Source organism: Bradyrhizobium sp. 31Argb, from assembly GCF_043638955.1.
Taxonomy (GTDB): Bacteria; Pseudomonadota; Alphaproteobacteria; order Rhizobiales; family Xanthobacteraceae; genus Bradyrhizobium.
In genome coordinates this window covers 1-24,670 of record NZ_JBEGDB010000109.1, presented here as the reverse complement: position 1 = coordinate 24,670, position 24,670 = coordinate 1, and the positions used below count along the sequence as shown (strand labels likewise).

Here is a 24,670-nt window from a genome sequence, read left to right as displayed (position 1 = left end):
CGCGCGAAACTACTTCGCCGTCGTCGCCATTGCCGCCACTCTGCTCTGGATAAGGTAACTGTCCACACGGCCTAGGGCCCTCCCGGTTACCCACCCTCGACTTGCTGACCTTGAAGTCCGCTTTGCCCCAAGAGCAGACGCAGGATGTAAGTCGCATTTTGACCCACTGCAGACCTTGGCACATCGGGCAGATGTCCGCTTGGCGCCCTTCTGAGGCGTTTCTGCTGTCCGTCCGTTTTTGAAGACAATCGGGGCCCGACGCAGCTATGCGGGTTCTGATGTCGACTGCGTCGTTGTTGGCTACCTCGCTCCCGACCCATTGTCCGGCTCACCTGCATTTGCAGTGCGCGACGCCGTGGCAAGCTCCTCCACTTTTGAGCGGATCGGCCCGAATGGACCGTATTTGTGCTGCTCCAGACTGAAACCGTCGACGTACGGGCCATATGGAGTATCGATCGGCTTTTGGAGTCGGATCGGAAAATCCTTCTCGAGGTTTGCCTTCTCTGGCCGCTTCTGGCTGATGATGTAGGCCGCGACATCATAGGCCTGCTCGTCCGTGAGCACCGGGGCGTTGAACGCGGTGCCGATGGGCATGTTGTGCATCGCATAAGCGGCGGCGGTCAAAAGGCGGCTCATTCCAGCGCCGTTGTTGTAGCTGTCGGGACCCCAGAGCGGAGGGAACTGATATCCCGCGCCGGTTTGGGCGCGTTGCCCCAAGCCATCCGCGCCGTGGCAAGCGGCGCATATCTGCGAAAAAACCTCCGCGCCGCGAGCGGCATCGGCAGCGCGCGCTGGCTCTTTGATCCTCAACGTGCCAGCGCCCTTAAGCTTTGCGCCGTCGGGAACGCCGGTCGACAGCCAGCGCATATAAGTTGAAAACGCCCTCATTTCGCGGCTCTCAAGCGGCAGCGCTCGGCCATTCATGCTGCGCTCCATACAACCATTGATGCGATCCTCGAGAGTGTCGACCGCCCCTTCCCGCGCGCGGTATTGCGGGAATTGTCCCCAAACGCCTATGAGCGCCATGGCATATGGCTGGGTCCCGCCCTGCAGATGGCAGTTTTGGCACGCGAGATTGTTGCCAGCGAAGCGTCTTGCTGGATCCGACACCTTTGGCCCGATCTCATTCGCGGTATCCGTGAAAAGCGCGTGCCCATATTTAACGAGGGTGCCAAACGGATCGTCCGCGACAGTGGTGATATCAGGAGACGTCCACTGGGTGAGATCGATGTCGTTACTCCCCGCGATCGAGCGATTAAGGCCTGCTATCGATGCCGTGGTGCACAACATCGCCGCGAGCAAAAAGAGCCAAGAGCGTTTCATAGTGCACTCCGCATTAAACCTGGTTCGCCGAAGTTGATGTCGGCTAACGTTGGCAGCAAATCGCAATGCACTTCCAGATCCGGCCGGCTCGAGCGTCAGAACGGTGGCCAGACCATCAGCCATAATACCATTTCATTCTCTTGCCCCCGAGCGATCGTTTATGACGCGAATTGGCCATAAGAGGACGTCTGCTGTCGGGCTCATCATTCCTGTCTCTTCGGCGGGATCGCAGCCCTGGCCTTTCGCGACATACTGCACCGCCGCGCATCCTCGGTCGCTAACGGGGCACAGCGGAAATCGAAGGCCGACGCCTGTAGGGCGACGCTCGTGACCCAGAGCGGTCCATCCGTCATGCTGCCAGATGCCGAATAAGGGCTGCAACCGCGCGGGAGGCGGCGCCACACTGACAGCCGCTTCAGCATCGCCGCCGCGCAATTGATGGGCAGGCGGATGAGGCGGCCGTCATCGATCGGCGCGCTGGCCGGGAAGGCCGAGGTCACATCGTGCTTGTAACCGATGGGGACGGCACCAGCTATAGTGCCTTGAGGAACCCTCGTCCGCCTCGTCGCGTTTTCGGGTGTCGCATGCGATTCAACCCCTGAAAGGACCCAGACAATGGCTCCAACGTCGGTCGCCGAAGCGGTCCGCCCACAACAGGCGGTGGCGGAACTACTCTTTCAACCGTACAGGCTCGGTCCATTCACTCTGCCGAACCGGATTGTCATGGCGCCCTTGACGCGCTCCCGCGCTCGTCAACCCGGGAACGTGCCGAGCTCGCTCAACGCTTGCTACTACGCACAACGGGCTTCAGGCGCGTTCATTATCAGCGAAGCAACCCAGGTGTCGATGCAAGGGCAGGGTTATGCCTGGACACCGGGTATCCACAGCCGTGAACAGGTCGAAGGCTGGCGACTGGTAACCGACGCGGTGCACGCTGCCGGCGGCCGCATCTTCCTGCAGCTTTGGCATGTCGGACGCATCTCACATCCGGCATTGCAGCCGGATCACATGCTGCCGGTCGCCCCCTCGGCCATTACCCCGGCCGGCGACGCGTTTATCGAGAATGACCGGGGCGAAGGTCAATTGGTGCCGTTCGTTCGGCCGCGAACGTTGCAGATCGAGGAGATGCCGTACATCGTCCAGCAATATGCGCATGGCGCGAGAAACGCCATGGCCGCCAATTTCGACGGTGTAGAGGTGCACGGCGCCAACGGCTATCTCATAGATCAGTTCATCAGTTCAGGCACAAACCATCGGACCGACGCCTACGGAGGGGCGGTGGGCAATCGGGCGCGGCTGTTGATGGAAGTGGTCGAAGCCGTAAGCGAAATCTGGGGCCCAGACCGGGTCGGCGTGCGCCTGTCACCCCTTGGCAGTTTCAACGATATGAGCGACGCCGAGCCGGAGGTGACCTTCGGCACCATAGCGCAACTTCTCAACGGCCTTCGTTTCGCCTATCTGCATATCGTGAATCCGGGTCTCGCCGCGATCGAGAAAGGCAAGGCGCCGGACGCCGGCGCTGAGCAGATGCTTGCGCTCATCCGGGAAAAATATAGCGGAACGTTGATCGTAGCCGGCGGCTTTGATCGAGACACCGCGGAAGCATGGCTCGAACAAAGCAAGGCGGATTTGATCGCCTTTGGCCGCAAGTTTTTGGCCAACCCGGATTTGCCGGACCGGTTGCGTATGCGCACGGGCCTCAATGCCGACGATCAATCCACCTATTATGGCGGCGGGGCCAAAGGCTATACCGACTATCCGTCGCTTGCGCAGGAGCGAGGCGAGCAACCGAAAGCCTGCGTGGACGACCGATGGCGCTAACGCCCCTCCGACCAGTGCGGCACAGTCCGTACCGGCGTTGGGATAAAAGCAACCGAAGGAATGCCTGCTTCTGGCCTCACGCAGCGGTTGGCAGATGCCCGCTATTCCGCCGCTGTCAGGAGGCAAGCAGACATGCGGCGAACTAACCGAAATGGACATCGGGCGCAAGTGAATGGCATATGTTCACGCCCCTCGGCCTCTTCCCGAAGCTCCAATCGAGAGGTTAAAGTGCCTTTCTGATACTCGGGAGCGGGTATGCGACGGCGTGAGTTTTTGACGCTTGCGGTCGTCGAAGGGCTGGCGTGCGGCCGACGGGCGCGCGCCAAGGGCGAGGCGAATGGGTTAAAGAAGGTTTCATCGGCGATCGGCTGGAAGCGCCCGGCGATGAAACCCTTGCGTCCAACCGCGCTCTGATCGAGGCCACCGCCGCATGAGGTCGGCTCGGCATAAATTTCGACGATCTGTCCGTCCGCAGTGCCTCGGACTGATTGCAGGACGCGTGCACGAGCCACATGAAAGGGCCGCAGTCCCGGTAATTCGCGGATGTGCACCTCGAGGATTTCGACCCTGGCGATGACCTCGCTCCCTTCTGCTGCTGGCGGGATCGCATCGAGCAGGATCGTCTGTTCGGATTGGGGGCCGCGGCAAGCCAGGACCGGCGCAGTGAGAACTAGCAGCGCAAGAACAGCGCCCACGGCTGCACAGACTTTGGTGGCGATCCAGTGAGCGTGAAGGCATTGGATCAACGCTGACGCTAGGATGCCTATTGCGAGACCAGCGCCAGGGCCGTAGGTACCACCTCCAGCTTGATCCTGAGACATTAGCGGAGGCGTGTTAAGGAAAATACGAAGCTAAACGTAAAATTGGAGGCTCGATGTCGCCATTTGGCCGAGGCGGTTGGTTCGGCGGTCACGATGACGTTGGGCAGGCACTCGCCGACGCAGGATTTGTCGTAGCTGCCATCAATTATCCCGGCGACAAGGGTGCCAACCGATCGCAGAGCGAAAGCCTATCGTGACTTCAACGCGAGCATCATCAGATTCTTGCGCGAGCATCTCGTTGGCGACGGCAGCACTCGCTGATCCGGACGAAAGGGACTGCTATTGGCTCTTCTCAGACTTGTCCGTCCGGCCGAATGTCCGGTTACTACCAAGCCCGGCCCCACTGACGGTCCGACGGGACTCGGAATTCGACAACGTCGGACGATGGGGGAGTCGGAGTTTACCTAAACCAGACTCCAGATCCGTTTAATCAACGAACTTGAAAGTATTGACGTTCTCATCCGACCAGACCCGTAATTCGCTTTAGGGCACACAGCACAAGCAGCGCGCGAGAGCAGCGTCAACAGCATGTTCGTCCGTCGGTGGTAACGAGTCGCGACACTGGAGGTCCGGCGGATCAGTCATCGCCGCATCCGCGAGACGCTGACCAGGACAATCAGAGAAAGCAGCAATGATCGATAGCGACCGATAGTCGTCCCCTGCGAACCCAGGACGCCACCGATCGAGCCTGAGCGGCAGGTCAGCAACCCGTGCCGCTCAGGCGCCTTCTGCTTAAACGTCTAATGCCGTCCCAAAGGGGCCGAGTAGACAAGCGGCGGCGGGCGGTACGGCCGGGCCGAAATGCCGAAATTCTGCCCGTACTGCTGCTGGACCGCCGGTATGTTGATGACGCCGACACGGATGTCCGGCGATCGCGCATCGATTGGCGCCTGATTCGTGACCGGAGGATTGACCTTGTTGACCTCGCCCATCAAGCGTTTGTTGAGATCGTCATAGCCGCCTTTGGCATTGCCGGCGTTGCCGGCATTGCCGCGGACGACGCTGTTGTTTCCTGATCCCTGCTGCGGCCCGAGGTCGAGAGCCGGCGGCAAATTATTCCGCTGCGGATCGACGCTTACGGGCGGAAGGGACATCGGCGGCTCGTCGGTCTGAGCCATGGCGACTCCCGCCACGGCAACGGCCGTCAAATTGATAAGCAATAATAGGCGCATCCCAATCACCTGCTCGACAGTTACGATAGCGGCACCCCATCAATATAGTGCACAGATTGCAAAAGCGTATGTCTTGCGCAGGGATGCGATTCAAATTCTACGCGCTTCGGCCGCTCCCAGTAAACCGTTTGTTGAAACGATACCCAATCAACATCTTCGGCAAGATCAACCCCAGGGTGATCGCAAGCGTGATCAGGAAGGCATTGATTCCATCCGCAAGCGTTGCCTGCAGCAAACTCGAGGAAACGTTACCCCCGCTCGCGACGAGTTCGAGGAGCCCATCCGCCATCCGGAACAGGAACACGCCCGGGATCAGCGAAACCACCGATGCAAAGGCAAGCCCCGCATAGGGCAACCTGAGACGTTCTGCCACAGGCGTGGTGATCGCTCCGACAATGAGGCAGGCGATAAAGGCGCCGCCCGCCAGGCCAACGCCAGCCTTGGCCAAGAGCGCCCAACGCACGCCATGGGCGAACATCCCGATCAGGATCGGGACCGGCAGCATCCGCCATGGCATGGAGAAAAAGATACCATAGGCGGCCACCGCCGCACCCGCAGCGATCACGTCATAGATCAAAGGGACCGGCGGCGACGGCGCCGATGCCGGCAGGTTGGTCCCGCCGAACGACAATCCGGCGAGCAGGCCGATGCAGATCGCGAAGATGATCAGGCTCGCATAGACCACCCGGCAGATCCCGAGCGCCAGGCGTCCACGCGCAAGGTCGATCGTGCCGTTGAGGACGTGCGGGCCCGGCACCAGCACCATGCAGGGACAGACCGCGACCAGCCGCTGCAGGCTGGAGGAGAACTGGAGATCGACGACCAGCGCGCCGATCGCGCCGGCGAGCAGCGCAGCGGCGAGCGGCTGGGCGAACGGGTTATGGCTCCATCCAGCAATCCAGCGGCGCAGACAGGCGCCGAGGCCGGCGCTGACAGCGATGACGATCAGGCTGGCCAGGTGGGCGGCGCCGAAGATGATGCCGAGCGCAGCGGCGCCGATGGCGGCGAAGGTTGCGAAGCGAATGAGCGAGACGGGCGGGTGGGCCTGCACCTGCGCTAGCGCGGACCGCAGCGGTTCTGGCGCGGAGGGGTGATCGCAGAAGTCGTCAATCAACGCGGTTGCGGCAGCGACCTTTCCCATCTCGATGCCGACCGGCCTCGCTTCGACGGTCGTGCTCGCCGCTCCGCCGCCATTCTCGATCGCGACGGTCACTTCGTCCCAGCGCAGAAAGACCCGCGCAGAAAAGCCGAGCGCTGTCGCCAGCCGCTCGACACATTCGGTCGTGCGCTCGGTCGTCTGGCCGTTCGCGAACAGCAATGTCGCAACCGTCACCAGCAGATCGAGCGCGCGCGCCGGATCGAGGTCCGGGCTTCGAGCGGCGGCAGCCATGTCAGCCGGCTGGCTCATTGCATCAACGAAATCCGGATCTTCGATCGAACGCGCATCGGAACAGCGATACCGCCCGCCTCGCACCTGATCTTTCCGATTTCCATAGCCGTTTTCCGAATGGCCCGATGATGACCGCGAGGCCGCTCGGCGAAGCATAGATCATGATCCGATTAGACAGAATCGGATCATGATCTCAGCTCTTTGTTTGAGCATGATCTCCGCGCAAACGCTTCGCGTTTGTCGCGAAAACCGGTTTCCACTTTTCCGGATAATGCTCTAGCGCCGCTCAAATGATCCGCCACGATTGTGGCATTTCGGCAAAAGGCGTGCGTCGCGGAAATATTTCCCCGCATCCTCGGCATAGCTTGGCACGCTCGCCGCGAAGCGAGTGCATTTCGCACCTCATCGTTCATCACGTCAGGGAGAAATTCATGTCCGACAGCCATCTAAGGCAGCCTATCCGCGGCGCCAAAGGCGCAACCGATCCGGGTCCCCGCAACGCCCTGCTCGACAACCAGAACCCCGATATCCTCACGCCGCCGGAAACCGACAACGGCTCGCTCCCGAATCTCAAATTCTCCTTCGGCATGGCCCACAACCGCCTGGAGGACGGCGGCTGGGCACGCGAGGTGACAGTGCGCGAACTGCCGGTCGCCAAATCGATGGCCGGCATCAACATGCGCCTCGATTCGGGCGTGGTGCGCGAACTGCATTGGCACAAGGAAGCGGAGTGGGCCTACATTCTGCAGGGCAATGTCCGGCTGACCGTCGTCGACGAGGACCGCAATGTCGCGGTCTGATCCGCGATCAGCTTGCACCTGCAACCAGGCGCGACACCGGCCGGCTGGCGCGCGCCCGCCGGCGCCCGCCGATCACGCCTGAGCGAGGGCCTTTTCGCGGCTTGCAATCAGCGCCCGCAACGGCTCCGCCACGGCAACCGAGCTATGGGTCCGCTGGTCCGTGCATACCCACACGATTTCGCCGGTGGAGCGGAGATCGTCGCTGCCCTTGGCGAAAATTGCGAGCGCAAGCGTGATCGAGGATCGGCCGATCCTCGCGACCCGCACGCACACATCGACCTCCTCGTCGAACCGGATCGGCGCCTTGTATTCGACGACCGACCTCACAAGGTGGAAATCGACGCCGGTCCTTGCGACCTCGCCGAGATAGTCATAGCCGAGTGCGCGAAAATACTCGGTGATCGCCGTGTCGAAATAAGTCAGGTAGTGCGCGTTGAACACCACGGCCTGCGCATCGACCTCGGAATAGCGTACCCGAAACGGATGATGGAACCAGAAATCCCGGCGCATGCTTCCTCCTTCCACGAAGTATCGTCCATCCTCTGATATCACGATCGCGACGGATGTGAGCTGCCCGTGGACAATCTGCCCGTGATGGCTCTGGCGTGGCCGTCCCTTGAGTCCTGGAAGCAGCATGCACTCGCACCCCGCGGCAGAGACATGGCGTCTCCGCGCCGCGGGACGGTGCGGGCATGATCATTGACTGTTCGGTCGCTATATGCTACACGCTGTAACGTTATCATGGGTCGCAATAAAATGGATGATGATCTGCCGGAGCTCGGCGAGCTCGAACGAGAGGTGATGCAGCTCGTCTGGGCTCATGCGCCGATCACCGCGGAAGCGGTGCGGGAGCGGCTGGATCGGCCGCTAAAGGAATCCACCGTCCGCACGGTGCTGCGCAGGCTGGAGGAGAAAGGCTTCGTCACGCACGACGTCGAGGGGCGAACATTTCTGTTTCGTCCCGTTCAGGATCGCCGGAAGGTGGCGGCGAAGGCGGTCCGGCGCATCGCCGACTGGTTCTGCAACGGCTCGATCGAAGATGTGCTCGTTGGCATCGTCGACGCCAAGATGCTGAACAAGAAGCAGCTCGAGCAATTATCGAAGAAGATTGGACAGGCAAAGAACGAGAGGAAGTAATGTTGGCAATCGTCCTTGAAGCCGCGATCCGCTCGTCCGTCCTGATCATGGCGATCTGGATCGGCTTGAAGGCGCTGCGCATCTTTAATCCGCATATCCTGATGTCGACATGGCGGCTGGTGCTGATCGCCTCTCTTGCATCCCCTCTTATAGTCGGCCGGCCGATGTTCACTGTCGGGGCTGACATCCCACCGGCTCTCCTCGTCCTGACGGGAGACATGTCGATCTCCTCCCTCGCTTCCGACCTTGCTCCCGCTTCCGTCGGGCAGCATGGCACGATATCGCAGCACTTCGATTGGCGGTTGCTTGCCACGTCGATCTATCTTTTGGTTGCCGGCTGGCTCCTGCTGCGACTGGCGATCGGCACGGCGCTCAGTTGGCGGCTGCAAATATCGGCTGATCCGGTTTACGAGGATTGGACTGCAGGCAAGGACGTGCGTTCGAGCCCTGCCATCAAGGCACGCGGAACATTCGGCTCGACCATCCTCCTGCCCGAGCACTACGGCACCTGGGATGCCCTGGACCGACGCGCAATCATGGTCCACGAGGAATCGCATGTGCGTCGAGGCGATTTCTATGTTCTGCTGCTGGCGGCAATCAACAGGGCCGTGTTTTGGTTCAATCCGCTAGCGTGGTGGGTCAACAGCCGGATCATCTACCTGGCGGAGGTCAGAAGCGACGCTGCGGCGATCGAGGACATCGAAGATCGCATACGCTATGCTGAGCTTCTCGTCCGGCTGGGACGTGGACCAAGCGGTTCGACCAACCTGGCGATGGCGAGAGCGGAGACCGTCGCGCGGCGGGTCGAACAGCTCCTGGTGGAAACGCGGCTGCCGAGGAAGATCGACTGGAAGGCGCGCGCGGCGATCATCGCCTGCGTCCTGCCGCTGGTGGCAGTCTCGTCCGGCGTAGTGGCGCAGGCCCCCTCGCCTCCGAAAGCGGATAACGATGCGACGACACTCGATCCCGACACGATGGCCAAGCGTAAGGCAGAGCAGGAACAGCCGCGCACGGAGGTCCCGATCGACGCAAAGCTACTCGACAATTACGTTGGCTATTATCAGCGGGCGGTGTTGATCTTCACGGTCACGCGGCAAGGGGATCAGCTCTTCGCACAGCTCACGGGGCAGCAGCCGGTGCAATTCTATCCCGAGAGCCCCACCAAATTCTTTGCCAAGGTCGTCCACGCGCAGATTTCCTTCGTCACCGACCCGCAAGGGAAGGCTGCAGCGCTGGTGCTCCATCAGAACGGTCACGAGCAATTGGCAAAACGGGTGGACAAGGCCGAAGCCGACAGAGTGGCGGAGCAGCTTGCGAAGCGAATAAAGGACGGCACCGCCCAACCGGGCAGCGAGGCGGCGTTACGTCGCACGATCGAAGCTATTCGGGCCGGGCAGCCGAACTACGACGCGATGACGCCGGAATTGGCAGTCGCTACCCGTCAGCAATTGACTGGGCTCCAGCGCGGCCTGGAACAATCGGGACAATTGCAATCGATCTCCTTCAGGGGAGTGGGTAGCAGCGGCTGGGATGTGTACGAGGCCAAATATGCCAATGGCCTATCGATCTGGAGGATTACGCTGGCGCCGGACGGAAAGATCGCAGGACTCTTGGTCCAGGGCGGACCGTAGCGACGTAGTCCACCACACAAATGGCGTCGGCGGGCTAGCCTTCGCTAATCCGCCAACGACCTTGTCATTATTCCGGAATGCGCGAACGGCCTAGCTCGCGCGCCGCGATGGTTGTTCGTCTGCCCGGGAACGGGACACCTTGTCGCCCTCGATCGCCATCGCCTGCAACGTGTTCCGGTCGACCTTGCTCAGCGCATTGCGCGGCAAGGCGTCGAGCACGATGAGATGCTCAGGCACCTTATAGGCGGCAAGCCGGGTCGCCACGTCGCTGAGGATGCCGGGAACGACTTGCTCGCTCTTTCCCTTCGCGAGCGAGATGAAGCCGATCACGCGCTGTCCGAGCACGGCGTCCGGCACACCGACCACGGCCGCTTCCTTGACGGAGGGATGGGCGGCGACCGCCTGCTCGATTTCGATAGGGGAGATGTTGGTGCCGCCGCTAATGATGATGTCCTTCTTGCGCGCAACGAACAGGAGTTCGTCCTGCCCATCTCGCCGCACCAGGTCGCCGGTGCGATACCAGCCGTCCTTCAGGCTTTCCGCCGTCGCCCTCAAATCGTTCCAGTAGCCGGCGAACAGATTCGGACCGCGGACCAGGAGCTCGCCGGGTTCGCCATCGACGACATCCTTGCCATCGTCGTCGACCACCCGGACTTCCGCTGGCCTCGTGATCCTCATTACGGGACCGGGCCGCAGAGCGTAGCCGAGATTGCCGACGGCTTCCGTCGCCGCCCAGACGTTATAGAGCGGAGCACCGAAAGCGGCCGTGACCTGTTGCTGCAGCTCCACCGGACAGGAATCGCCTCCGGTCAGGCAATAGCGCAGCGACTTCAGGTCGCGCGGTCGGGCGCGCTGGCGCTCAAGCAGCGCGGCATATTGAGCGGGAAAACCGATTTGCAAGGTACAACGGTACTTCTCGATCGCATCGAGCACGGTGTCGGCGTCGAAGCTCTCGATCAGCACGAACGGGTGCCGCTATAGATACACACCGAGAAAACGGCAGTCCCGCTCATATGCGCCAGGGGCAAGGGCATGGCGATGCCGTCCTGTCCCGCAAGTTCCCAATTGTTCCTCATGAGGTCCACCGATTCCGCCAGGCTGGACGCGGTGTGAATGACGAACTTGGGTTCGCCGGTCGTGCCTGACGTGGTGATGAGCACCGCAGGCTGATCCGCTGCGGGCGAGGACGGCAAGTCGTCGCGGCCGGCGTCATCGAACAATTGCTGCAGCGGCAATCCGTCATTCACTCCGGACCCTGTCTCGACCAGGAAGCGCCGGTCGCGCGGCAGGACCTCGCCATCGATAGCGGCCACATTGCCGTAGAGTGCGGTTTCGCCGATATGGAGCGCCGGCCTCAACCGCCGCAGAAGCGGCTCGAGCTCGGCCTGTTTGAAGGCGGTCCGCAAGGGAGCCACGATCGCGCCTACGAGAAAGCAGGCATAATAGGCCACGACGAATTCGGGGCGGTTCATCATGTGCATGGCCACGCGATCGCCCGGCTTCACGCGTGAGCGACCATTCCCCGCGCAAGACGTTCGGCCTCGATCAGAATCTGCTCGTAAGTCCACACTTTCTCGTGAAAGACGAACGCTGCGCTTTTTGGCCGGACCTTCCGCCTGCTCCCTTTACGCTTCGATCGGCGTGGGTTTCATCGCCTGCTCTCCTTACATTTAATAGAGCAGCGAGATTGTGCGGGGGGTGCTACCGCACTGTTTCAGATGCCGGCGAAAACGGTTTCGATTGTAAGCAATTGGCGGAACAGGCCGGCAGGACGCTCAATTGCACGTGACCCTTGCGATCGCAGCGCAAGCCGTGCCGCCGAGCGGCGGAGGCGCTTGCGCAACTCGCGCCGGCGTTCCCCCTTTTTTGCTCCTGAGAATCTGCCATAGTAACGACAATGTGCTCCGCCCTCACCATGCTGACCCCGCCGCGGATTACAACCGAAGCGTTCACGGACGCCGCTGCAGCGGTCGCCCGACTGGAAGAGATTTACGAACGCAATACCGCCTTCCTGCGGGACCACTTCGAGGCCTACGCCAATGGCGGGCCGCTCACGGCGCGCGTGCGCGCCAACTATCCGTTCGTGCGCATTGCAACCTCGACCTATGTGCGGGTCGATTCGCGCCTCGCTTACGGCTTCGTCGCAAGGCCGGGGGTGTATGAAACCAGTGTGACGAGACCGGACCTGTTCCGCACCTACCTCACCGAGCAGATCGGGCGATTGATCGACAACCATGGCGTACCGGTGGAAATCGGCGAATCGAACGAGCCGATCCCGATTCATTTCGCCTATCGTCGCGACATCAACATCGAAGCCGCACTCTCTCCCGGCGACAAGTCGAACGTGATGCGATCGCTGCGCGATCACTTCGATGTGCCTGACCTGGCCGCCATCGACGACGCGATCGCCAATGACACGCTCGAGCTCGCGCCTGGCGCTCCCGAGCCGCTGGCATTGTTCCGTGCGGCGCGCGTCGATTATTCATTGCGCCGGCTCTATCATTACACCGGCACGGATCCGGAGCACTTCCAGAACTTCGTGATCTTCACCAACTACCAATTCTACATCGATGCGTTCGCCGAGCTGAGCCAGAAGCGTCTGGCTTCAGGCCAGATCGGCCCGGACGCCTTCGTCGGCCCGGGGAACGTGATCACGCGCAATGCGCGCCTTGGCGGCGGCACGACCGGGATCGCACCGGAACGCATGCCGCAGATGCCGGCCTTTCATTCGGTCGAGGCCGGCTATCGGGGCATTACCCTGATCAACATCGGGACCGGTCCGTCCAATGCACGAAACATCACCGACCATGTCGCGGTGCTGCGGCCGCACGCCTGGTTGATGCTGGGACACTGCGCCGGTCTCAGGAATACGCAGCGGCTCGGAGACTACGTGCTCGCGCATGGCTATGTGCGCGAGGATCACGTGCTCGACCATGAGCTGCCGCTTTGGGTGCCGATACCGGCGCTGGCCGAGATGCAGGTCGCGCTCGAGGAGGCGGTCGGTGAAGTGACCGGGCTCGAAGGCTTCGAGCTGAAACGGTTGATGCGCACGGGAACGGTCGCAAGCGTGGACAATCGCAACTGGGAGATCGGCGATCGCTCGGTCATTCGGCGTCTGTCGCAATCTCGCGCGATCGCCCTCGACATGGAATCGGCGGCGATCGCCGCCAACGGCTTTCGTTTCCGCGTTCCCTACGGCACGCTGCTGTGCGTCTCGGACAAGCCTTTGCATGGCGAGATCAAGCTCGCGGGCATGGCGAGCGAGTTCTATCGGCAGCGCGTCGGCCAGCATCTCGAGATCGGCCTGAAGGCGCTCGAGAGATTGCGGGAGCAACAATTGGAGCGCCTGCATTCGCGCAAGCTCCGGAGTTTCGCCGAGGTCGCGTTTCAGTAACGCGTTAGATTTCGCGCCGCTTGTCCACGTCATCAAGCTTCAACCCACCAGGAATGTCTCCAGCTTCTCGCAGAAGAAATCCGGAACCTCCTCGGCAACGAAATGACCGCTATCCTCCGCGACGACACTCGTGAGATCGGCAGCCTGACCGCGCAAGGATTCGGCGAGCTTGTCGCCGACGCCATAACGCCCGGTGATGGTCATCACAGGTGGCGTCAGCTTGCGTCCGCGCAACGCCTCGGCGAACCGCGCATCCTGGCGCAGCGCTCGATAGTAGTTGAACCCGGCTGTCATTCCGCCGGGGCGGGCGTAATGATAGGCGAACTCTGAAATGGCATCCTCGGAAATGGCCATCTTGTTGTGCGACCAGGCCCGAATCTGCGCGCGGATGTAGTCGCGCTCTCGCCCCATGGTCAGCATCTCCGGAAACTCCGGCGCCATGTGAAATCCATAGTGCCAGGCTCCACCGCGCAGGGCGTCCAAATTCTCGGTTCCCGGAAGCAGGCAGTCGACGAGCACCAGCCTGGAAACGGCTTGCGGGTAAAGGTGGGCGAGGACATAGGCCGCCTTGCCGCCCATATCGTGACCGACCACGTGGGCTGGAGCGGGTCCCAAGTGAGCGATCAATGCGCGTATGTCCTCGGCAATCGTCTGCTTGTCGTATCCAGCGTCGGTGCGTTCCGATAGTCCGGACCCACGCAGGTCAGCCGCAACCACGGTGAACTTCCGGGCCAGTCGCGGCATGATGCCGCGCCAGGCAAACCAAGTCTCGGGCCACCCGTGCAGCAAAACGAGGACAGGGCCGGATCCCATGGCAACGTAGTGCATGCGGATGCCATTCACATCGACGAAACGACTAGACATCCCGGCCGGTATCTTAGTGGGCTCCGCGCTATCGAGCTTCTCTTGAGCAGAGACGGACTGCAGTCCCGTCGCGGCCGCGCCCGCGAGCAGCATCTGTGATCCTCCGAACAACAGCGATCGCCGGTCGAGCTCCATCGTGCACCTCATCTTGGCCGAGTTCTTGCGCGGAATGTTCATCATGGACCGCACCGCGTCTATCCGCTATGAGCGAATGATCTGCATAACCAGGTGTTATGAATGGATCTGACCGCCGCCCTTCGTGCTTTCGTGCGCACTGTCGAGCGCGGCTCCATCACCGCCGCTGCTCGTGACCTGGGCGTCTCACAGCCCGCGGTGAGCAAGCTGTTGCGTAACCTTGAGCAGCACGCCGGTGCGCGCCTGCTCGAGCGGACCGCGCGCGCGGTGCGCCCAACCCCGCAAGGCCTGATGCTCTATGAAGCAGGCGGAACCTCTCTGGCCGCCATCGATGCGGCGGTGGAGATGGTGCGCCGTGATATGGGCGAAGTCGGTGGCAAGCTGCGCATTCACGGCCCCGTCTGCCTTGGTGAAAGCCATCTGCACCGCATCGTCATGGACTTCCAAAAGCAGCACCCGACCGTATCGATCGACCTCACGCTGGAAAACAGGGCGGCGGACCTCGTGCATGAAGACATTGACCTGGCGGTTCGCATCGGACGCCCGATGGACCAAAGTACCGTCCTGCGCAAGGTGGGCCTCATCAAGCGCATCCTGGTTGCGACACCTGAGTACATAGCAGAGCATGGACCGGTCCGGCGCTGCCAGGCACTGACGGACCATGCGCTCGTTGTCACTGACGCGGTGCTATCTCGTCGAGGAACACTGACGCTCTCCAACGGCGCCAGAACCATCGAAGTGCCAGTCCAGCCCGTGCTGAAGACCAACAACGCACGGGTCCTTATTGCGGCCTTGCTGGCGGGCCGCGGCCTGGGTCCGGTACAGCTTCCATTGGTGACGGAAGAACTGCGTGCGCGACGTCTGGTGCAGGTGCTGCCGCAGTACGAGATTCGAGCGAGCGAACTCTACGTGGCTTATCCGACGTCGCGCTTCCTAAGACCTGCAGTGCGCGCCTTCATCGACTTCGTGGTACCCGCGCTGCGCGCTGTCGAGGGTATCACGTGAGCGCGCTCTTCCCATGAAGGCGGCTGAAAAGGGGAGCGAGGGAGGTTTTCCGCGGAATGTCGGCCGATCCTTCTTGGTGCTTCCCTCGCTGCGCCGAGTGGCGGTGAGAGATTCTCACCGACAGCGGCACATGGGATGCGGAGGAACATCCACCTCCGGCCTGAGTTACAGTCGCAGAGGGAACGCAACGTGGCCCTTTCTCCTGCCGAGGACTGATCATGACGGGCGGACGAGCGCAGATCAGCGACGTCAACATCGGTCCGCATCATCTCGCCGGCATACTGGACGCGCCCGAGGGCGCGACTGCCATCGTGATCTTCGCGCATGGCAGCGGCAGCGGCCGCAACAGCCCGCGCAACAATCAGGTGGCGGCGGGCTTGCGCGAGGCTGGTTTTGCCACCCTGCTGCTCGATCTCCTCAGCGAGCAGGAAGACCGCAACCGCGGCAACGTTTTCGATATCGGTCTGCTGGCGTCACGCCTCGCCGAGGCCTCGGACTGGGTTCGTGCCAGGCCCGAATTCGCAACCCTTCCCGTCGGCTATTTCGGTGCAAGCACCGGGGCCGCGGCCGCACTGGTCGCCGCGGCCGAACGGCAGAATGTCGGCGCGGTGGTCTCGCGCGGCGGACGGCCCGATCTGGCTGGAGAGGCGCTGCGCGCCGTCACCGCGCCGACGCTGTTGATCGTGGGCGGCGCCGACCTGCCGGTCATTCCGCTCAACCGTGCGGCCTTCGCCGCGCTTTCCTGCGAGAAGGATTTGGTCATCGTGCCGCGAGCCAGTCATCTGTTTGAAGAGCCCGGCGCGCTCGAGGAGGTCATCGAGCATGCCAAACGCTGGTTCCGCCGTTTCCTGTCATCGCCGCTGACGGGAACCTGCGACGAGCGCATTTTCGCCGACCGGCGCGAGGCCGGACGCCGGCTCGTGCCCACGCTCATTAAGTTCAAGAACGACAACCCGGTGGTGCTGGCACTGCCGCGCGGCGGCGTGCCGGTCGCATTCGAGGTCGCGCAGGCGCTGAACGCGCCGCTCGATGTCGTGCTGGTACGCAAGATCGGTGCGCCCGGTCATCAAGAGCTCGGACTCGGCGCGGTGGTCGACGGTCCCAAGCCGCAGGTGGTGATGAACGACGAGATCGTTCGCGCCATCGAGCCTGGCGCGGGCTATCTCAAGGCGGAGACATCCCGCCAGCTCGCCGAGATCGAGCGGCGGCGGCGCCTCTATCGCGACAGCGAGCCACCCGTCGACATTGCCGGCCGCACCGTGATCGTGATCGACGACGGCATCGCGACCGGTGGAACGATGAGGGCCGTGCTCAAGGCGCTCTCCAGGGCAGGTGCGCGCCGGCTCGTGCTCGCGGTGCCGGTCGCTCCGACCGAAACGCTTGTGAGCCTGAAGGCGGAGGCGGACGACATCATTTGCCTGATGACTCCTGAGTCGTTCTTCGCAGTCGGCATGCACTACCGGGATTTCAACCAGATCTCGGATCGGGAAGTGGTGGAGCTGCTGCGCCGCGCCAAGGGAAATGGCGGCCGTGCGTGAGCGTCCGTATCGGGCGTACCGTCAAGTTCAGGAAAGGTGCGCCCTATCGAACCGGTGGTCTCTCCAGGATATCCTCCATCCCGTCGTGTGGACGCGGGATGACATGTGTGGAAACGACCTTTCCGATCTGGCTCGCAGCCGCCGCGCCGGCATCGACGGCGGCCTTCACCGCTCCAACGTCACCCTGCACGATGATCGATATGAGCCCGCCGCCAGGCTGCTGCCGGGTGACGAGCTTGACATTGGCCGCCTTGACCATGGCGTCGGCGGCCTGGATGGCGGCCACCAATCCTCGCGTCTCGACCAAACCAAGAGCCTGCAACGCCATGGCTTACTCCTTCTGCAAGCGTCCGAGCGAAAAGCGGACTTCGTCGCGCCGTCCTACCGGGACCGAGAAGCGGCGGAATCCGATGCGATGAAGCTCGACCAGCAGTTCAGGCGGCACTGTGCTGCCCTCAATCCCTAAGGAAGCGCCCCGCTCTGCAGCCATGGCGGCTGCCGACAGCAGGTTCGCCACATAGGGCGGAAGGCGCCGGAAAGGATTCGCTCGAATGAGCTTTTCGTTCGCGTACTGGTCCAGCACATCCAACGATTGCTGCACTTCAATCGGGAGACCACACACCGTGCGGACGATATCCCCGGCGTCGACCCAGATCGGCGCGCCGGTCTCCGTGATCTGAACGATGTCGTCAAGCGCCATCACGTTCTGGATCATGGCGCCCGCACGCAGCCCCGCCTGTTCGGCTTCGCGCTGGAAAGTCGCAAATTCCGAGCAAGCTGAGATGCCGCCGATCAGCACGGCGGCGCCTTCGTGCCTGGCCCTTTCTGCCGCGGCCGATATTCCCAGCAGAATCGCGCGCAGATAGGTCATGGAGCCGAGAGGCAGGAAGAAGCCCGGCGGCAGCTCCTGCCAATTCTCGATCAAGCGCCGCGCGCGGTCCGAGCTCACGCGGGGCAGCCGAAACTGCAGCACGCGTCCCGAAGCTCCCGCAAGCGCCGGGGCACAGGCCTCACACACGATCGCACGGATCTCCTCCGCTATGCCGCGCGGCGGATTCGGCGGACCGGCGGCAACCGTCAATTCGACAAACCGGCCGATGCGGCCATTCGCAATGATGAGGTCGGTCACGCTGACGACGCTGCCGCTCGGGACACCCGCCTCAGTCGATTCGATCAGTTCGTCGCTCGATTTGGGCGAGATCCAGACCGACGCTTCGGACTTCTCATCCGCCCATTCCAGAATGCGCCTGAGGGCGGGCAGGCCCGCGCCGGCAGCCTTCAGCTTGACCGCACCCGCAAACACCTTTCCGGTGCTTCCATCCATCGAAACTTGATCGCCCTCATGGTAAATCCGGCCGGCGATCGAGAACGTCTTGCGCTTGAGGTCGATATCGATCGCGTCGCAACCGACAATGCAGGGCCGGTCGAGCGCGCGGGAAACCACGGCGGCGTGACTGAGCGCCCCGCCTCGCGCAGTGATGATCCCGCCCGCGGCAAGCATTCCCCTGATGTCCTGCGGGCTCGTCGTCGGACGCAGGAGAATGACGGCCTCACCGGCCAAGGCTCTGTCGGCCGCGCGATCGGCGTCAAGGATAACGGCCCCGTGGGCGTGTCCTGGCGACGATCCGAGCCCCTGCGTCAGCAAGGCGGCCTTTGCGAGATCCGCCTCGTCGAAAGACGGTCGCGACACTTTTCTGACCTGCTCAGACGTAATCCGCGCCAGCGCCGCCTTCCTCTCGAGAACCCCTTCCGCAACCAGATCCTCCGCGATCCTGATAGCGGCGGCCGCGGTTCGCTTCGCTGGTCTCACCTGCAGGAAATATAGCCGTCCGGATTCGACCGTGAATTCGATGTCCACGGCATCCGCATAGAGCCGTTCGAGTGTCTCACTGTGCCGCTCGAAGGCTTGCCGCAGGCCGGCGTCAAGCGCGCTCGCTTCGGACAGATCGATCGGCGTATGCGTTCCAGATACCAGGTCTTCTCCCTGCCGGCCGATAAGATACTCGCCATAAAGGGCTTTGTTGCCATCGTTCGGATTGCGGGTGAACGCCACGCCAGACCCGGAGTTTTCATCCGCATTTCCGAAGACCATGGCCTGAACCGTCACCGCGGTGCCGAGATCATCGGAGATTCCATGGTGCTTCCGGTAAGCCTTCGCCCGCGCGCTATCCCAGGACCGGAAGACGGCTTCCACGGCTTGCTCGAGTTGCCGGTACGGATCAGCACTCGCCGTCTCACCTGCCGATTCAATCTGATCGAGAATGCAGCGTTCCAGATTCTCGAAGGCGGCAAGCGTGAGATCGTTCCGCGCCATCGACTCCGCGTCTTTCACGGACTGCATCAGCTCGGATGGATCGATCCCCAACACGATGTCGGCGAACATCCGCCAGAACCGCAGCCAGGTGTCGAGCGCAAAGCCGCTTCCTCCGGGACCGCCCGCGAGCGCGAACGCCGACGCGGATGTCAGCCCGAGATTGAGAACGGTATCCATCATTCCGGGCATGCTGACCGGCGCCCCAGAGCGGACCGAGACGAGCAAGGGATGAACTCTGCCGGCAAATGAACGGCCAGACTGGTTTTCCAGAGCGCGGATCGCATCGTGGATCTCGGATAGGAGGCGTTGGTCGATCTTTCCGCCATTGGTCCGAAACTGATGGAAGCCATCGACGCCAATGACGAACGCGGGAGGAATGGGTATTCCCGCACGCGCCATCTTTGCCAGCCCGCTTGCCTTGCCTCCGAACCGCAGCGCGTCCTCGACGTCCCTGTCCGTCACTTCCCGAACGAAGCTGTCATCCATCACATTCGCCATCACACGCAATTGCATCATGTATCCCGCGGGCGCCCAATGACCGAGAGGATATCCTCGTGGAATTCGAACCAGATATTGTGAACGGAGTCGATCGTCGGCTTGCAGACGAAATCCTTCTCGCCGTGGTCGACCCTGGCGACGCTGTTGCCGAACCGGCTGACGTAGTTCTCATATCTGGGAATCAGCGGAATGAGCTCCTGCAGGTTCTTGGTCAGGCGCTCCACCGTTCTGATCAGACGCGATTGAATGCGTTCGTCGCCGTCGGCTGATTGCCACTCGCTCACCTGCTTGATGAACTGTTCGTTGACGGTCTCGAAGCGCTCGTACCATGCAAGAACGACCTGGTTGGAACGCATCGCCTCATAGGCTGTCCGGTAATAGTCGTGGACCGCACTCGTCCCCTCCGGCAAGAGCAGGTGCCTTCCTTCGGCGACCATCAAGAGGCCGGTGCCGGCGGCCGCGTCAAGCACCAATTCGACTGTCGAAACGTCGAGCCCGACCGCATCTGCGATTTCCTCGGCGGTTGCCATCTTCTTCAGATGGACGCCATTGAGCACGACAAAGTCTTGTTCGTTGAGATCTTTCATTACCTGTCCGGTCGACTGCGAAGGACGAACGAGGCAAAGCGCGCCTCGCCCGTCCCTGTGCTTTGAGCGCTATTTCCAGAAATACTTCGATCTGGTCAGGCTCACATTATCAGGGAAGGGAAGATATCCCTCGCCCGAGAAGATCTTCTGCGGCACCGTCGCCTGCGCAAAGCCACGTTTCACGATGTCATAGTAGTAGTTCGATATGCGCTGGTCGATCTCCCAGAACTCGTAGTCCTTGCAGGCTTTGTCGTAGGTCCCGGCCAGGCGAAGATGCGGCAGGATCATGTCGATATAGTACACGTACAGCCCGTTGGTGATCAGCGTGCGCCGCGACATGCGGGCGAACTTCGTATAGAGCTTGAATGTCGCCTGCTGGATTCCCTCAAGCCGCTTCTCCAGCTCGGAGATCTTGACGGGATATACCTCACCCATCGGCGTGTCCCATTTCTCGCGAACAAAGACCGCGCCGCCGATGATGTGCTCGATGTAGTTCTTCGGACGCGTGAACGTGGTGGAGATGTCGTTCACCCGGATCTCCGAGAGACCCATCTTGTCCGGATCGATCACGAGGCACAGCGAGTAGCAGTGCGGCACGTTCTCGTGGTCGCAGACGTCGCTCCAGTCATAGACCTCCTCGTTGGTGAAGAGGTCGCGGATGATCATGATCTTGCCGTCCGGAAGCTCGTAGGGACCGGTATCGCCCAGTCCCAGGCGGCAATCATAGTGATCCAGGAACGAAAGCAGTTCCGCGGCCGCATTGAACCGCACCAGCGCATCATGCGTGTCGCTGCCCGGGTCGAAATACTCGATCTGCCCGGTCAGTTGGTCCAGGATATCCTTCTCATGGATTCGGCAGCGATAGCGATCCTGGGAGTTCAGGATATAGCCGTCCTGGCGCTTGCCCCAAAGAATGCGCTGCATGAATTTGAGGATGATGTTGCTTTCGCGGACGTAGTCCTGCGGCTGAATAGCCTCGAGCGCGAGCAGGCCGCAACGTCCCATTCCGAAACCGACCGCGCCGATGCACCAGTCGTGGACGCAGTTCACCTTGGTGCCGATCTCTCGTCTCGCCGTCGCCCCGATATTCATGACGCCTTGCGCGCCGATCTCGTTGGTCGTCATCTCCAGGATTTCCGGCCAGCGATAGAATTCGTGCATGAAGGCCAAGATCTCGTATTCCTGACGAGGTATCATGCCCGAGACACCTTCGGTGGCGCGCATCACCAGCACGTCCCAGATGTTCCAGGCGAGATAGTTGTTCAAATCATTCAGCTCGTCGACCGTGAACTGGTCCCTGAGCACGTCTTCCTTGCTTACCTTCTCCAGCACCTTGCTCTTGGCGCGCTGTCGCAGGATCTTATCGCCCAGGATGCCGTCGGGCACGGGGTCCATACCCCTAAAATTGCCCTGATACACCAGATCCTGAAATCGCAGACCGTCGTCGGCCGACTTGTAGCGGTCCTTGTAGGTAGACATCCGTTTCCTCCTCGACTGAGATTTGTTTATTGGGCAGTCAGGCGATGACAGCGACGCGCCCCGTTTCCCTGTCTTCGCAATGCAACTGCACCTTCTTGCCTTCGAGTGCCTTGATGATCGCTGCGAAGTGGGCATCGTTGTTGCCGCCGGTGACGTAGCGGGACTCGCTGCCGGTGAGGTAGGCCGTCATGACGCAAGGCATCTGGAATTCGCGGGACAGGATTCCGAGATGAGATTCCGGCGCACCGGACATCGTGATCACGCCGATGGAGCCCAAGCTCAGCGCCGGCGCAAGGAAGGTCGTCGTTCCACCCTGGACCAGCAGGATGTGCTCTTTCAGCTTTCCGCTCTGGATCAGCGCAATGACGGACTTCGGGTCTGGAAGATACTTCACGATTCCGGACAGCGTTTTCTTGGTCTCGAAGCTGTTGTACCCTTCCGCGATATAGCTCATTAAACTCCTCCCTCTGTTGCTATCGTTGGAAACCCGGTCATCGCAGCGCTGGTCGGCCACCGCCCTGCAGACGGCGTAAACTGGCCAGAAGAATCTTGTCGACGGCGCCGCTGCCCACCGGAGCGCCGACATTCTCTTCCTCGCGAGGTCTGTCGATGCCGCAGCTCACGCGTTGATCGAGCATGGCGGTTGCCGCCATCCTCCGCCGCCTGCGCTCAGCCGCGGCATCGGCCACATCGTTGTCCTGGCAACCGCAGCTACAGCCGGAGCAAGGGGTAATCGAACCTGCCTCAGCGGCGGGCGCAATCGAGCAGCTACTCGAGGCAAAGCCCCCGGGCAGAAGGTGCGCAACGAGCTCCTGCGGCCACACCGCAACGAACTCCGCTCCGGCCGCGAGCAACTGCTGTTCGGCATGCATCCCCCAGGCGACGCCGATGGCCCTTATCCCGCATTCGACCGCATGCCTGATATCGCCGACAGTATCGGTGATCAGGGCGATCTGGTCGGCGCTCGGCGCTTCCGGCTCGTGGCCTTCGCGATAGGCCGGCGAGCAATTCCTGTTGACCATGTACGACCGGTCGGACAGGAAACGTCTCACGCATGCACGCTTGTCCTGTTCGACGTCGCCGCCGAAGACGTGCGAGAAGCAGTGCGTGAGGTTTTCCCGATCCAGGATGCGCCGGATCGTCGCCACGGAATTCGACGAGATGACCGCAAGGGAGCAGCTTCCGGCGAACGCGCGTATGACGTCGGCCATCCCCGGCACGAGGTCGGGATTGTATTCACGCTGCAGCAGTTCGAGAAAATGTTGGGCGGCTTCGTTGGCCCATCTGTCGTCGCCGCAATGCTTCTGCAAGCCATGAAACATGTTGTCTTCGAGCAGACGAAAGAACTCGGCCTGCGTGTTGATGCCGAGCGCAAGCGCCGCGTTCGTCTTCGCAAACACACGCCATGAGGCTTCCCTGGTCTGGACCAGCGTTCCGTCGAGATCGAAAAGGACGGCCCGCACGCTCATGGCAATGCCGCCACGCCAGCACGAACCCGCGTCGCGGGTTCGGAATTCAACGCGGTGAGCTGCGGCATCTCGAAGAAGTCCTGGATTTCCCCGTAGCCGGTGAGGCTGTCGCAGGTCCATTGCGCCAGCGCATTGAACGACACCATGTTGGGCCAGCATTGCCAGGGAAAGCTGGTCAATCCCTTGCCGCGCAACCTCCATTCCCGATCGCTGCTATCGACAAGGACGAGATCGACCTCGTCCGCGTAGCGGTCGCGCGATCTCTTCGTCGTGCCGTGCGCGGCCTTCAGTCCGAAGACCCTGCCCTTCTCTACGACGTAGCCATGGGCGAGCGACAATTCGCGCCCGTTGGTCTTTGGGTCGAAGCTGAAGATGGCGTGAAAGGCCAGATCCCGCGAGAAGTGCGCGTGCAGCCAGCTCATGTTGGGTGCGCCGCGCTCGGGACGAGGGCCCCAGCTATGATCCATCGTTGAGATACAATCGATCGGGAACGATTTGCCGCGGACCGCGACTTTGCCCTTGAAATGTCCGGTCTGGTCGAAATGACCGTTGTAGGCCGTACCCCACGCAAATTTGCCGCCCTGTTCAGCCTCCTTCAGCGCCTTCGCCTTCATCGGGTCCATGACGGGATCATGGATATCAAAGGGAAGCATGATCGACCGATACTCGACATCGATCGTCGTTCCCTCGCCATCGTCGTATCCAATGTGCCAGTCCATGTTCGGGCGGAGGCACTTGATGCGCAGCGAGTTCTCGAGCGAGAAATCGCTGAGGTCACGGGGTTCGGGGATTGGGATCGAGGCCCGCAGATCGCAGAAGTCCGCCTCCCAGGGCGTGTTGGCAAATCCCGAATTCATGCAGATCGTGGAGCTGACGATCCCAAGATTTGGACGAAACAGGGCATAGACGCCCACATTTAGCGTGGCCTCAGCATTGAAGAAGCCGAAGAAGTTGGTCTCCGCCCAGTTCGGGACGCCAGCGTCCGCTTTGTGGAAATGGACGTCTTCGTCTTGGATCATTTTTGTTTCTCCCTAGCAGGCGCTCTTGGCGGCGCCTTCTGCGAGCACCGTCATCTTCTTCATTTAGTGAAGGCGTTGCCATGGTCCCGCAAGATAAATCGCCCGGCGTCTTTTTATCCGCCCGGGAGAATGACGCTCAGGACGATGCGCTCCCACAATCCGGAAAACGACGGCGATTGAACGCTGGCGATATCGATCTAGTGGTTCATCACAGTGATTTTGACGTTTTGATACCGAGCCATTCGAGGATCGGCAAGTTTTCGGGTGGCAGGA

Annotated in this window: 22 protein-coding genes; 8 read left to right on the top strand and 14 right to left on the bottom strand. The window is 61.7% G+C overall.

What is annotated here, in order from left to right:
• Positions 1-300 precede the first annotated feature (300 nt).
• Positions 301-1,323: a c-type cytochrome gene (locus AAFX91_RS21350; protein WP_394567767.1), complete on the bottom strand. Its 1,023-nt coding sequence runs from the start codon at positions 1,321-1,323 to the stop codon at positions 301-303.
• A gap of 615 nt (positions 1,324-1,938) precedes the next feature.
• On the opposite strand from AAFX91_RS21350, the gene AAFX91_RS21345 reads away from it, so the two are divergent.
• On the top strand, positions 1,939-3,144 hold the full coding sequence (locus AAFX91_RS21345) for an alkene reductase (protein ID WP_394567766.1): 1,206 nt from the start codon (positions 1,939-1,941) through the stop codon (positions 3,142-3,144).
• Positions 3,145-4,705: 1,561 nt separating this feature from the next.
• On the opposite strand, the gene AAFX91_RS21340 is transcribed toward AAFX91_RS21345, so the two are convergent.
• Both AAFX91_RS21340 and AAFX91_RS21335 read right to left on the bottom strand, forming a co-directional pair.
• The gene (locus tag AAFX91_RS21340; RefSeq protein WP_245475729.1) at positions 4,706-5,083 is read right to left on the bottom strand and encodes a hypothetical protein; all 378 of its coding nucleotides are present in this window, start codon (positions 5,081-5,083) and stop codon (positions 4,706-4,708) included.
• A 151-nt stretch (positions 5,084-5,234) separates the two neighbouring features.
• The gene (locus AAFX91_RS21335) at positions 5,235-6,545 is read right to left on the bottom strand and encodes a threonine/serine exporter ThrE family protein (protein WP_394567765.1); all 1,311 of its coding nucleotides are present in this window, start codon (positions 6,543-6,545) and stop codon (positions 5,235-5,237) included.
• A gap of 413 nt (positions 6,546-6,958) precedes the next feature.
• On the opposite strand from AAFX91_RS21335, the gene AAFX91_RS21330 reads away from it, so the two are divergent.
• Entirely contained in the window at positions 6,959-7,327 is a 369-nt protein-coding gene (locus AAFX91_RS21330; protein WP_394567764.1) for a cupin domain-containing protein, read from the top strand.
• 72 nt (positions 7,328-7,399) lie between these two features.
• On the opposite strand, the gene AAFX91_RS21325 is transcribed toward AAFX91_RS21330, so the two are convergent.
• Positions 7,400-7,963 (bottom strand): acyl-CoA thioesterase, encoded by a 564-nt coding sequence (locus AAFX91_RS21325; protein WP_394567763.1) that lies wholly within the window; start codon positions 7,961-7,963, stop codon positions 7,400-7,402.
• A gap of 120 nt (positions 7,964-8,083) precedes the next feature.
• On the opposite strand from AAFX91_RS21325, the gene AAFX91_RS21320 reads away from it, so the two are divergent.
• Both AAFX91_RS21320 and AAFX91_RS21315 read left to right on the top strand, forming a co-directional pair.
• Positions 8,084-8,464, top strand: a complete 381-nt coding sequence (locus AAFX91_RS21320; protein ID WP_394567762.1) for a BlaI/MecI/CopY family transcriptional regulator — start codon at positions 8,084-8,086, stop codon at positions 8,462-8,464.
• Positions 8,464-10,095, top strand: a complete 1,632-nt coding sequence (locus AAFX91_RS21315; protein WP_394567761.1) for a M56 family metallopeptidase — start codon at positions 8,464-8,466, stop codon at positions 10,093-10,095. The genes AAFX91_RS21320 and AAFX91_RS21315 overlap by 1 nt, the downstream gene beginning before the upstream one ends.
• Before the next feature lie 90 nt (positions 10,096-10,185).
• Here AAFX91_RS21315 and AAFX91_RS21310 read toward each other — a convergent pair whose 3' ends face one another.
• Entirely contained in the window at positions 10,186-11,058 is an 873-nt protein-coding gene (locus tag AAFX91_RS21310) for a class I adenylate-forming enzyme family protein (RefSeq protein WP_394567760.1), read from the bottom strand.
• Positions 11,052-11,600, bottom strand: a complete 549-nt coding sequence (locus tag AAFX91_RS21305; protein ID WP_394567759.1) for an AMP-binding protein — start codon at positions 11,598-11,600, stop codon at positions 11,052-11,054. The genes AAFX91_RS21310 and AAFX91_RS21305 overlap by 7 nt, the downstream gene beginning before the upstream one ends.
• A gap of 410 nt (positions 11,601-12,010) precedes the next feature.
• On the opposite strand from AAFX91_RS21305, the gene AAFX91_RS21300 reads away from it, so the two are divergent.
• Positions 12,011-13,489 carry an AMP nucleosidase gene (locus tag AAFX91_RS21300; RefSeq protein WP_394567769.1) on the top strand — a complete coding sequence of 493 codons (1,479 nt, stop codon included), beginning with the start codon at positions 12,011-12,013 and terminating at the stop codon, positions 13,487-13,489.
• Positions 13,490-13,528: 39 nt separating this feature from the next.
• On the opposite strand, the gene AAFX91_RS21295 is transcribed toward AAFX91_RS21300, so the two are convergent.
• Positions 13,529-14,488: an alpha/beta fold hydrolase gene (locus AAFX91_RS21295; protein ID WP_394567758.1), complete on the bottom strand. Its 960-nt coding sequence runs from the start codon at positions 14,486-14,488 to the stop codon at positions 13,529-13,531.
• A gap of 102 nt (positions 14,489-14,590) precedes the next feature.
• Between AAFX91_RS21295 and AAFX91_RS21290 the strand changes: the two genes are divergently transcribed.
• Complete coding sequence (locus tag AAFX91_RS21290) at positions 14,591-15,493, top strand: LysR family transcriptional regulator (RefSeq protein ID WP_130577575.1); 903 nt, start codon at positions 14,591-14,593, stop codon at positions 15,491-15,493.
• A gap of 218 nt (positions 15,494-15,711) precedes the next feature.
• Entirely contained in the window at positions 15,712-17,031 is a 1,320-nt protein-coding gene (locus AAFX91_RS21285; RefSeq protein WP_394567757.1) for a phosphoribosyltransferase family protein, read from the top strand.
• 43 nt (positions 17,032-17,074) lie between these two features.
• On the opposite strand, the gene AAFX91_RS21280 is transcribed toward AAFX91_RS21285, so the two are convergent.
• The 7 genes from AAFX91_RS21280 to AAFX91_RS21250 all read right to left on the bottom strand — a co-directional run bounded on the left by AAFX91_RS21280 (position 17,075) and on the right by AAFX91_RS21250 (position 24,397).
• Positions 17,075-17,359, bottom strand: coding sequence for a BMC domain-containing protein (locus AAFX91_RS21280; protein WP_130577576.1), 285 nt, complete (start codon positions 17,357-17,359; stop codon positions 17,075-17,077).
• A gap of 3 nt (positions 17,360-17,362) precedes the next feature.
• Positions 17,363-19,858, bottom strand: a complete 2,496-nt coding sequence (locus AAFX91_RS21275) for a pyruvate, phosphate dikinase (RefSeq protein ID WP_394567756.1) — start codon at positions 19,856-19,858, stop codon at positions 17,363-17,365.
• A complete protein-coding gene (locus AAFX91_RS21270) occupies positions 19,858-20,430 on the bottom strand; it encodes a hypothetical protein (protein WP_394567755.1) in 573 nt (190 codons plus the stop codon). Before AAFX91_RS21270 ends, AAFX91_RS21275 begins: the two co-directional genes overlap by 1 nt.
• A 69-nt stretch (positions 20,431-20,499) precedes the next feature.
• On the bottom strand, positions 20,500-21,909 hold the full coding sequence (locus tag AAFX91_RS21265; RefSeq protein ID WP_130577579.1) for a hypothetical protein: 1,410 nt from the start codon (positions 21,907-21,909) through the stop codon (positions 20,500-20,502).
• A gap of 37 nt (positions 21,910-21,946) precedes the next feature.
• Positions 21,947-22,363 carry a PEP-utilizing enzyme gene (locus tag AAFX91_RS21260; RefSeq protein WP_394567754.1) on the bottom strand — a complete coding sequence of 139 codons (417 nt, stop codon included), beginning with the start codon at positions 22,361-22,363 and terminating at the stop codon, positions 21,947-21,949.
• Positions 22,364-22,400: 37 nt separating this feature from the next.
• Positions 22,401-23,378, bottom strand: a complete 978-nt coding sequence (locus tag AAFX91_RS21255; RefSeq protein ID WP_394567768.1) for an HAD family hydrolase — start codon at positions 23,376-23,378, stop codon at positions 22,401-22,403.
• Positions 23,375-24,397, bottom strand: coding sequence for a hypothetical protein (locus tag AAFX91_RS21250; RefSeq protein WP_394567753.1), 1,023 nt, complete (start codon positions 24,395-24,397; stop codon positions 23,375-23,377). The genes AAFX91_RS21255 and AAFX91_RS21250 overlap by 4 nt, the downstream gene beginning before the upstream one ends.
• Positions 24,398-24,477: 80 nt before the next feature.
• Here AAFX91_RS21250 and AAFX91_RS21245 point away from each other — a divergent pair.
• A partial coding sequence (locus AAFX91_RS21245) for a hypothetical protein (protein WP_394567752.1) occupies positions 24,478-24,670 on the top strand: 193 nt, incomplete at its 3' end.

Excerpts from the sequence above, each read along its gene's own strand:
- AAFX91_RS21350 (WP_394567767.1), bottom strand. The coding sequence starts at position 1,323 with ATGAAACGCTCTTGGCTCTTTTTGCTCGCGGCGATGTTGTGCACCACG.
- AAFX91_RS21345 (WP_394567766.1), top strand. The coding sequence starts at position 1,939 with ATGGCTCCAACGTCGGTCGCCGAAGCGGTCCGCCCACAACAGGCGGTG.
- AAFX91_RS21340 (WP_245475729.1), bottom strand. The coding sequence starts at position 5,083 with ATGGCTCAGACCGACGAGCCGCCGATGTCCCTTCCGCCCGTAAGCGTC.
- AAFX91_RS21335 (WP_394567765.1), bottom strand. The coding sequence starts at position 6,545 with ATGAGCCAGCCGGCTGACATGGCTGCCGCCGCTCGAAGCCCGGACCTC.
- AAFX91_RS21330 (WP_394567764.1), top strand. The coding sequence starts at position 6,959 with ATGTCCGACAGCCATCTAAGGCAGCCTATCCGCGGCGCCAAAGGCGCA.
- AAFX91_RS21325 (WP_394567763.1), bottom strand. The coding sequence starts at position 7,963 with ATGCTGCTTCCAGGACTCAAGGGACGGCCACGCCAGAGCCATCACGGG.
- AAFX91_RS21320 (WP_394567762.1), top strand. The coding sequence starts at position 8,084 with ATGGATGATGATCTGCCGGAGCTCGGCGAGCTCGAACGAGAGGTGATG.
- AAFX91_RS21315 (WP_394567761.1), top strand. The coding sequence starts at position 8,464 with ATGTTGGCAATCGTCCTTGAAGCCGCGATCCGCTCGTCCGTCCTGATC.
- AAFX91_RS21300 (WP_394567769.1), top strand. The coding sequence starts at position 12,011 with ATGCTGACCCCGCCGCGGATTACAACCGAAGCGTTCACGGACGCCGCT.
- AAFX91_RS21295 (WP_394567758.1), bottom strand. The coding sequence starts at position 14,488 with ATGGAGCTCGACCGGCGATCGCTGTTGTTCGGAGGATCACAGATGCTG.
- AAFX91_RS21290 (WP_130577575.1), top strand. The coding sequence starts at position 14,591 with ATGGATCTGACCGCCGCCCTTCGTGCTTTCGTGCGCACTGTCGAGCGC.
- AAFX91_RS21285 (WP_394567757.1), top strand. The coding sequence starts at position 15,712 with ATGACGGGCGGACGAGCGCAGATCAGCGACGTCAACATCGGTCCGCAT.
- AAFX91_RS21280 (WP_130577576.1), bottom strand. The coding sequence starts at position 17,359 with ATGGCGTTGCAGGCTCTTGGTTTGGTCGAGACGCGAGGATTGGTGGCC.
- AAFX91_RS21275 (WP_394567756.1), bottom strand. The coding sequence starts at position 19,858 with ATGCAATTGCGTGTGATGGCGAATGTGATGGATGACAGCTTCGTTCGG.
- AAFX91_RS21270 (WP_394567755.1), bottom strand. The coding sequence starts at position 20,430 with ATGAAAGATCTCAACGAACAAGACTTTGTCGTGCTCAATGGCGTCCAT.
- AAFX91_RS21265 (WP_130577579.1), bottom strand. The coding sequence starts at position 21,909 with ATGTCTACCTACAAGGACCGCTACAAGTCGGCCGACGACGGTCTGCGA.
- AAFX91_RS21260 (WP_394567754.1), bottom strand. The coding sequence starts at position 22,363 with ATGAGCTATATCGCGGAAGGGTACAACAGCTTCGAGACCAAGAAAACG.
- AAFX91_RS21255 (WP_394567768.1), bottom strand. The coding sequence starts at position 23,378 with ATGAGCGTGCGGGCCGTCCTTTTCGATCTCGACGGAACGCTGGTCCAG.
- AAFX91_RS21250 (WP_394567753.1), bottom strand. The coding sequence starts at position 24,397 with ATGATCCAAGACGAAGACGTCCATTTCCACAAAGCGGACGCTGGCGTC.